Annotated in this window: 8 protein-coding genes and 1 pseudogene; 3 read left to right on the forward strand and 6 right to left on the reverse strand. The window is 65.9% G+C overall.

Annotated features, from left to right (window positions below):
• Together AC3XYG_RS40595 and AC3XYG_RS40600 are read right to left on the reverse strand one after the other, a co-directional pair.
• The coding region (locus tag AC3XYG_RS40595) for a glucoamylase family protein (protein ID WP_489145601.1) at window positions 1-859 on the reverse strand (859 nt) is incomplete at its 3' end.
• Complete coding sequence (locus AC3XYG_RS40600; protein ID WP_489145602.1) at window positions 856-2,859, reverse strand: ABC transporter ATP-binding protein/permease; 2,004 nt, start codon at window positions 2,857-2,859, stop codon at window positions 856-858. The genes AC3XYG_RS40600 and AC3XYG_RS40595, both read right to left, overlap by 4 nt.
• A gap of 485 nt (window positions 2,860-3,344) precedes the next feature.
• Here AC3XYG_RS40600 and AC3XYG_RS40605 point away from each other — a divergent pair, with 485 nt between their 5' ends.
• Entirely contained in the window at window positions 3,345-4,676 is a 1,332-nt protein-coding gene (locus AC3XYG_RS40605; RefSeq protein WP_489145603.1) for a hypothetical protein, read from the forward strand.
• Window positions 4,677-4,700: 24 nt separating this feature from the next.
• On the opposite strand, the gene AC3XYG_RS40610 is transcribed toward AC3XYG_RS40605, so the two are convergent.
• Complete coding sequence (locus AC3XYG_RS40610; RefSeq protein ID WP_489145604.1) at window positions 4,701-5,099, reverse strand: VOC family protein; 399 nt, start codon at window positions 5,097-5,099, stop codon at window positions 4,701-4,703.
• Between the two features lie 82 nt (window positions 5,100-5,181).
• Window positions 5,182-6,126 carry a 3-hydroxyacyl-CoA dehydrogenase gene (locus tag AC3XYG_RS40615; protein WP_489145605.1) on the reverse strand — a complete coding sequence of 315 codons (945 nt, stop codon included), beginning with the start codon at window positions 6,124-6,126 and terminating at the stop codon, window positions 5,182-5,184.
• 178 nt (window positions 6,127-6,304) lie between these two features.
• Between AC3XYG_RS40615 and AC3XYG_RS40620 the strand changes: the two genes are divergently transcribed.
• Both AC3XYG_RS40620 and AC3XYG_RS40625 read left to right on the forward strand, forming a co-directional pair.
• Window positions 6,305-6,523, forward strand: a complete 219-nt coding sequence (locus AC3XYG_RS40620) for an SDR family NAD(P)-dependent oxidoreductase (protein ID WP_489145606.1) — start codon at window positions 6,305-6,307, stop codon at window positions 6,521-6,523.
• A 31-nt stretch (window positions 6,524-6,554) separates the two neighbouring features.
• The gene (locus AC3XYG_RS40625) at window positions 6,555-7,082 is read left to right on the forward strand and encodes an SDR family oxidoreductase (RefSeq protein ID WP_489145608.1); all 528 of its coding nucleotides are present in this window, start codon (window positions 6,555-6,557) and stop codon (window positions 7,080-7,082) included.
• A gap of 53 nt (window positions 7,083-7,135) precedes the next feature.
• On the opposite strand, the gene proX is transcribed toward AC3XYG_RS40625, so the two are convergent.
• Together proX and AC3XYG_RS40635 are read right to left on the reverse strand one after the other, a co-directional pair.
• Entirely contained in the window at window positions 7,136-8,176 is a 1,041-nt protein-coding gene (gene proX / locus AC3XYG_RS40630; protein ID WP_489145607.1) for a glycine betaine/L-proline ABC transporter substrate-binding protein ProX, read from the reverse strand.
• A gap of 57 nt (window positions 8,177-8,233) precedes the next feature.
• A pseudogene (locus tag AC3XYG_RS40635) lies at window positions 8,234-8,519 on the reverse strand (hypothetical protein); the annotation flags it as partial.

The raw sequence follows: 8,519 nt of genomic DNA on the forward strand, positions 1-8,519 counted from the left end.
GCGTGTGCCGGCGGTTCTGTTCCCAGTAATCGGCATACTGGTCCTTCAGGCCGCGCGGATCGAGGCCGAGGAAGGAGTAATGGGTGAAGAACAGCGGCCCGCCATAGGGCATGCCGAGCGGCAGCTCGATGTCGTAATAGCTCCGCTGGCTCAGGAACCAGCGGCCCATCGCCCAGCCCTTATGGTAGACGTCGGCATCGATGGCATAGCGCGGCGACGAGGCGGCCAGGATGTAGGTGATCAGGCATTCGTTCCAGCCGCGGATCTCGTGGCCCATGCCCCAGCCATTGTTGGCGCCCCAGTGCCAGAACAGGACGTTCAGCCCGCCGCGGGTGTACCAGTTCCACTCCGTCTCGTTCCACAGCCAGGTGATGTGGTTGCGCAACTCGGTCTCGTTGGCGGCGTCCCGGTCGAAATACTGGCGGGCCGTCAGCAGGCCCTGGAACAGGAAGGCGGTCTCGACCAGGTCGCCGCCATCATCCTTGCGGCTGAACGACACTGTGGCGCCGGTGCTGCCGTCGAGGAAATGCGGGAACACGCCGTGATGCGAGGTGGTGTGTTCGAGGTGGCGGATGATGGTCATCAGCCGCTCCACCGCGGCCGCACGCTCGATCCAGCCGCGTTCGGCCGCGACGATGATCGCCATGATGCCGAAGCCGGACCCGCCCGTCGTGACCCAGTTGTTCGGCGGCTTGCCCTGACGGTCGGTGCGGTCGGGGATCATGCCGCTGACCGGGTGCGCCGCGTCCCAGAAGAACTGGAAGGTCTGGCGCTGCACGAGGTCGAGCAGGGCGTCGTCCGACAGCGCCGCGCTCTTCTTCGAGGAGGCGCGGCGGGTCTTGGCAGCCGGTTTCGTCATTCCATCGGGTCTCGGTGGTGGAGCAGGGGGGCATAGCCGGCGGCGGACGGGATCGCCCGCCGCGGCTGGCGGCCGATCGGCATCTTACGCTCGCCCGTCGCCTCATCCGTCATGTGCAGTTTCAGGACACGGGTGTAAAAACCGTTCTTGACCACGCGCCGGGCGATGGTGATGACCGCGGTGCCGGGCAGCTCATGCTCGAAGATCGACATGGCGATCTTGCGCCGTTCCTCGTCCATCGCATCGACCATCTCGTCGATGAACACCCATTGCGGCTTGTGCAGCAGCAGCCGGGCGAAGGTCAGGGTCTGCATCTCGTCGCCGGTCAGCTCCTTGTCCCAGTGCTTGACCTGGTCGAGCGACACCTGGTGATGGTCCATGTCGACGCGTTTCAGCGCCGCGGTGATCATCTCGTCGCCGAAGCTGGCGGCATCCTTCGGATAGGCCAGGGCGTCGCGCAGGGTGCCCGGCGGCAGGTAGGGCCGCTGTGGCAGGAACATCATGTTGGCGGCGGGCGGCACCAGGATCCGGCCGGTGCCCCAGGGCCACAGCCCGGCGAAGGCGCGGAACAGGGTGCTCTTGCCGCCGCTGGCGCGGCCGACGATCAGCACGTGCTCGCCCGGGGCGATCTCGACCTTCTCGTCGTCCAGCACGGCCATGCCGGTGTTCGACAGCACGCCCAACTTCTCGAAGCCCAGCTTGTCGGCCGGGCCTTCGGTGAACTCGATCTTGCGCGGTTCGCCGTTGAGATGCTCGATCGAGACCAGGGCCTCGCGGAAGCTCATCACCCGCAGCAGCGTCGCCCGCCAGTCGGCCAGGTTGCTGAAATTGTCGACGAACCAGCGCAGGGCCTGCTGTACCTGGACGAAGGCGCCGACCGCCACCATCAATTCGCCGAAGGTGAGGTCGCCGCCGAAATAACCGGGCGAGGCGACCAGGATCGGGGCGACGATGGTGAACCAGCCATAGCCGGCGGTGATCCAGGTCAGCCCGGTCACGGCGCGGACATAGCGCAGCATCACGGCGATGACGCGGTCGAGATCGAGATCGAGGCGCCGGCGCTCATCGGTCTCGCCGCCGTCGACGGTGATGCTGTCGACATGCTCGTTGACGCGCACCAGCGCCGACCGTAGATCGGCCTCGCGGGCATAGCGTTCGGCGTTGATGTCGATCAGCGGCCGGCCGACCCGCCAGCTGAGCCAGGATGCGACGGCGGCGTAGGCCAGCGCGCACCACACCATGTAGCCCGGGATCGAGAAGGACTGGCCGTTGAGCCGGAGGGCGATGCCCTGCGACAGGATCCACAGCACGCCGACGAAGCTGATCAGCAGCAGGGTCGATTGCAGCAGGCCGATGCCGAGATCGGTGGAGAGTTCCGTCAGGTGCCGCGCATCCTCATGGATGCGCTGGTCCGGGTTCTCGCCGATCTCGCCGGCCCCGGCCAGGCGGAAGGCGCGCTTGGGCTTCAGCCATTCGCCGAACAGGTCGCGGGTCAGCCCGGCCCGCAGCCGCACCTTCAGTGTCTGGTTGAGCCAGGTCTGGGCGACATTGAGCGTGAGCAGCACGCCGGCGATGGCGACGAAGACGAAGAGCTGGCGGACGAAGCCGCTGACGCTCTTCTGCGCCAGGGCGTCGTAGAAGGGCTGGTTCCAGGCGTTCAGCCGGATCTGCGTCCCGGCGGTTCCGGCCACGACCAGGACGATGCCGACGCAGAGAACGAGGATGCGATTCCGGTCGGGTGAAGCCAGAAGCGTCCGCAGAAGTGTGAGAAGCTGAGACCCTAAACTTTTGCTCGCAATGGGATTCTTAACCGCGAGCGTGCCCGACGACGTCTCGGACCCCTGAGCCATTGAACCTATCCGATCCCTACCGCTTCCCGCGCTCCCTTTCGGGATGCTTGCTTCCATCATAGCGGTGCAGGTGATGTCGGTCGTGCATCGAATCAATAGTTCAGCATTCGTGCGGCTTTGCGCGCCCATCAGGCCACCGCCTCCCGGCATTCCCCGGCGCTTCCGCCACAGACTCGGCAAAAACGCTCGACATGGTCCGGGAAAAGCAAACGCTGATCCGATCGTACCGAAGCGGTAATAGAATCCATCTCTTACACGTCCGCACTGACAGTCATTTCGCTTACGACATCGTCGTGTCGTAGAAACAAAATGACGAGACCCTGAACAATCACATCTTTATTCAGTGTTGTAAGTCGATTCTTAACGACAATCGTAACACTCAATGTCCGATAGCAGATGGAAGCATGACGGCGGAAGCCGGCAAAACGAAGGCAAGCGGTGACATTCTTGCCAATAGTGGGATTTCGGCCACATCCGGAAGGACAGGCGCCCGACAATCTGCATGCCACCATTCACGCCACGCATGGGGTTTTCGATTACAGGATGGCCTAGTCTGCCCGATAGGAGGTCTCGCCAGGGCACTCCTGACGTCAGGGTGATCGCGATCGATCGGATGCGCGGGAGACAGAGCCGGAATGGATGGGCAACAACCGCCGGATGAGCACCGCGCTCGTCTTTCCTCGGAAGATCGAAGCTGGCTTGCCGAAGCCGCCCACATCCCGCCGGAGACTCTGGAGTTGCCGCCCGGTTACGAGCAGGCCGCCGGGCCGGTCCCGGGGAATGCCGCTTCTTCCGAAACACCGCCTGCGACCGACCCCCTTCAATCCCTGGACCCGCAAAGTGATAGGCAGCTTCAACAGGCGATCGCTTCGGGGCAGGTTGTCCCTCTGAGATGGGGAAGGGTAGCCGAGCCGGACGCAGCAGTGCGGCAGCGCACCCCGACGTGGCGCCTGCGGGTCCGGTTGTTCTTTTCTTCAAGATTGAGTTCGTCGGGGCTGCCGTCGCCCGACAGTCTTCAACAATACCGGCTTCAAAAATTCGAGAAACTTCAAGTGCGGCTGTCGGCGCTGTTGAACCAGGATGGGATTTCGGAAGGAGAGCGGGATGAAATCCAAAAGGCTCTGAACACTCTGAACGAGGGATCGGACAAAGAGGCGGTGCTGACTGAAGCCAGGGATTTCCTCATTGGGCGGATGCCCCAGCATGGAGACTCCAGCAAGATCAGAAAGGCGGTCAAGTTGCTGGCTCGCCGTGCAGAGGCGGCGCGAAACAGGCGCAGGTTTGCGCTTGAGCGCGAGGAGCGAGCCCGACTGGCCCGCACGAACCGTAGGGACGAGCCCGACAACGAGATAGATCTGGATCTTCCTCAGTATGGATCGGCCCAGGAAACCTACCGATCAAAAGTATTGTCAGATAATATTTACACGCTGCAGCTGGCTCTTGAAAAATTACGCAATGCGACGATTCCTTCCGTCGCCGATATTGAATTGTATGAGGAGTATATTGCCATCCTCACAGCAAGATTGAACGGCGTGGCTCCGCCTCCGACAACAATCGAAGACAACTGGGAAGACATCGAGAACGCGATATCACAGATGTCCGAAATTGGCGGCAATGGCGAAGAAATTCGGCCGCCCTCTTATCCGCAGGACGGTGTGCCGGACGACGGTGCGGGGCCGTCGGTTCATCACGTCCGGTCCGCGGAGGAGGAAGCGCGCATGTTCTTCAAGGGGCTGATCGATCTCTCAGCCGATGATAGCGGCTATATGGACAGCGTGGTCCGGCAGATGTGGGCTCATCTGCAGCGGTTGAGAGAGGAGCAGAACGGCATTTTGCCGGAGGGCTACGAGGAAGATTTCGGTCGTACGGTGAGAGCCCGGGCCAGCGAGAAGATCGCGGCCAGTGCCCTCAACAAAGGCAAAGGGCGCGAGGAAGCCCGAAACCAGGGGTCAGGCTCCGGAGCCTGACCCCGTGCCGTCCCGGGAGCCGATCTAGAGATCGTCCGGCGGGCGGTGGCAGACCGCTTCGATCCGGTTGCCGTCGGGGTCGAGCAGGAAGGCCGCGTAATAGGACGGGTGATAGCTGCGCAGGCCCGGCGCACCGTCGTCGCGCCCGCCGGCCGCCAGTCCCGCCGCGTGGAACGCATCCACCGCGGCGCGGTTGGGGGCGCGGAAGCACCAGTGCCGGTTGTCCGGCACCAAGGAGGGGCCGCTGCTCTGCCCGATCGAGAGATAGCTGTGGCTGTCGTCCCAGGGCTTGTTGCGGGTGCCATAGCCCAGCTGCTGTTCACTGCGCGCCACGCAGGGCACGCCGAGTGCGCCCATCACCGCATCCCAGAACGGGGCGACGCGGCCGACATCGGAGACGGTGATGGAAACGTGGTCGAGCATAGACAGAACCCTCGTGCAGACAGAGTCGCGGCAGCATAACGGATCGCTGCCGGCGACGGCGCGGATGATGATGCAATCCCCCTCAGGAACCGGCCGGGGCGTCGTCCTGCGCCGCCTTGTGGGCCTTGAGCGCGGCGAGCCTGCGGTCGCGCCAGGCGGTGCGCGCGGCCAGCCCGGCGGCGTCCGGTGTCTCGCCCCAGCCGGCCAGCACCCGGGCGACGGTGTCGCCGTCCCACACCTCCGGCCCGGCCGGGTCGGCGGCGAGGCGGCGGTAGAAGCCGGTGTAGCGGGCGCAGTAATCCGGGATGCCGCCGGGCGCGTTCAGCTCGATGGTGCCGAACGGGCCGAGGAAGGACCAGCGCAGTCCCAGCCCATCCTGGATCGTCTTGTCGAGGTCCTGCGGGCTGATGACGCCGTCGCCGACCAGCCGGAACGCCTCGGCCAGCAGCGCGCCCTGCAGGCGGTTCAGCACGAAGCCTTCGATCTCGCGATGGACCGTCACCGGCTCCTGCCCGATCGCGCGGTAGATCTCCCGCGCCTGCTCGATCGTCGCCGGCGCGGTCCAGGGCGCGCCGCACAGCTCGACCACGGGCACGAGATGCGGCGGGTTGACCGGGTGGGCGACCAGGCAGCGGTCGCGGCCGGCGAGGCCTTCGGTGAAGCGCGAGGCGACGATGGCGGAGGTGGAGGAGGCGAGGATCGCGTCACGCGGTGCCAGCTCGTCCAGCTGGGCGAACACGGTGCGCTTGACCTCGATATCCTCCGGCAGGTTCTCCTGCACCAGGTCGACGCCCGCCACCGCTTCGGCCAGAGACTCCGCGAGGCTGACCCGGGCGGCGGCTGCGAGGGGATCGTAGACCAGGCCATGCGAGGCGAGATCGGCCAGCCCGTCGGCGATCAGCGCCGGTGCGGCAGCCAGGGTCGCGGTGCTGGCGTCGAACAGCCGGACCTGCCATCCGGCGCGGGCGAAGACGATGGCCCAGGACCGGCCGATCAACCCGGCGCCGATGATCGCGACAATGGGCATGGCTGTTTCCTCCCTCATGGCCGCGCTTCCGCAGGCACAGCGCTACGGTCCGACAAAGCCGCCGCCGGGTCCAGATCGCGCTCGGCGAATCCGGGCTGCGTTTTCCACGGCTTGCGGTTTCGCGCCCAACGCGGCGATCTAGAGGCAGGGCAGCAACAACGACCCAGGAGGAAACGGCATGGATCTCGGCATCAAGGGCCTGCGGGTCCTGGTCACAGCAGGCGCGTCCGGCATCGGCCGGGAGATCGTCCAGGCCTTCGTCGAGGAGGGCGCGCGGGTGCATGTCTGCGACATCGACCGGGCGGCGCTGGAGGCCCTGACCGCCGGCAACCCGGCCGTCACCGGCACGGTCACCGACGTCTCCGACCGCCAAGGCCGTCGCCCGGCTGTTCGGTGAGTCGCTGGCGGCGCTGGGCGGGCTGGACTGCCTGGTCAACAATGTCGGCATCGCCGGGCCGACCGGCCGGGTCGATGAGATCGATCCGGAGGCGTGGGATCGGACGCTGACGGTCAATATCACTGGCCAGTTCAACTGCACCCGGCTGGCGGTGCCGCATCTGACGAAGAGCGGCAACCCCAGCATCGTCAACCTGTCGTCCTCGGCCGGGCGGCTGGGCTTTCCGCTGCGCACGCCCTATGCGGCGTCGAAATGGGCGGTGGTCGGCTTCACCAAGTCGCTGTCGATCGAACTCGGCGAACTCGGCATTCGGGTCAACGCCATCCAGCCCGGCATCGTCGAGGGCGACCGCATCCGCCGGGTGTTCACGGCGAAGGCGGAGCAGCGCGGCATCGCGATGGAGGACATGCAGGCCCAGGCCATGGCCCAGGCCTCGATCCAGGAGATGATCCAGCCACGGCAGCTGGCCGACACCATCCTGCTGCTGGCGTCGCCGCGCGGCCGCACCATCTCCGGCCAGGCCATCAGCATCTGCGGCGACCTGCAGTCGCTGGCCTGAAAAAGACAAGGCCGCCCGGGATGTCCCGGGCGGCCTGTGTCGCAATCAAGCCGTCAGTGGGCGGCCCTGGCCTTTTCCACCCAGCCGTCGAATTCGGCCTGGTTGGCGGCGATCCAGTCGTTGGCCAGCTTCTTGATGTTGCGGTTGTCGCTGCCGTCCTTGTTGATCGAGCCTTCCCAGCCGACCCAGGTCTCGCGCGGCCAGCTGGCGGCTTCGACCAGCGTCTTCACCGCCGGGTTGGCGGCCAGGAAGGTGCGGTTGACGACGGTGTTGTAGTTCCATTCGCCCAGCGCCATGCGGCAGGGATCCTGGCCGCCGGCGCAACCGACCACGCCGGGGACGAGGGCGGTCTTGATCGGCGGCATGCCCTCGGGCAGGGAATCGAACGGCGTCGGCAGCCACACCACATCCTTGCCCGGCACCAGCGCGTCGTTCACCCAGGACGGGCTCCAGGTGTAGTACAGCGCGGGTTCACCGCGCTGGACCCGGGCGACGGTCTCGCCCATCAGCGCCTCGTATTTGCCGCGGACGATGTGGACGGTGTCGGACAGGCCGAACGCCTTGACCTGGTGTTCGATGACGTCGGCGCAGCTCCAGCCGGGATCGCAGCCGGTCAGCTCGGCCTTGCCGTCGGTGCCGAACAGGGCGGCGATCTTCGGGTCCTTCAGCTGGTCGAAATGGGTGATGTTGTTGGCGTCGGCCGTCTTCTTGTCGATGAGATAGCCATTGATGCCGCCGCCGCGGATGCCGCCGGTGCCGACGACCGCGAGCGTATCCTTGACCTTCTCGTAACCCGGCTCGCGCTGCGGCAGGGTGACGGCGGAGCTCATGTCGACATCGCCCTGCGACGCCGCCTGGAAGAACAGCGTGCCGTTCATCACGGTGACGTTGACGTCGTAGCCCAGCTTCTTCAGCGCCGTGACCAGGATCTGGTCCTCGACATAGTTGCCGCCCAGGCTGTCGTCCTGGACGAAGCGGATGGTCTTGCCGCTGCCCGGCAGGTCATCCGCCAGGGCGGGCAGCATCGCTGTGGACAGGGTTACCGCCAGGATTGCGGCAGACAGGCGGGCGCGACGGCCCATGCTGGAAACCATTGGTGTGCCTCCGAGTGATTTTTGTTGTTTGCCGAGTGATGAAGATCCGGGTGCGGGTCAGGCCGTCGGCTGCGCCGTCGACCCGCCCGCGACCGCCGGTTGTGTGCGCCCATCCTGCCGGCCGACCAGGCGCAGCAGCACGGCGCGGAGCGGGACGCCCTTGCCGCCCTTGGATTTGGCGAGCGACTGGGTGATGCGATCCAGCGTCATGGCCAGCAGCACGATGGCGAGGCCGCCGACCGCGGCACGGCCGACATCGAGCCGGCCGAGGCCCTGCAGCACGACCAGGCCGAGGCCTTCGGCGCCGATCATGGCGACCACCACCGACATCACCATGGCGGTC

The sequence above is a fragment of the Inquilinus sp. genome (assembly GCF_057815775.1).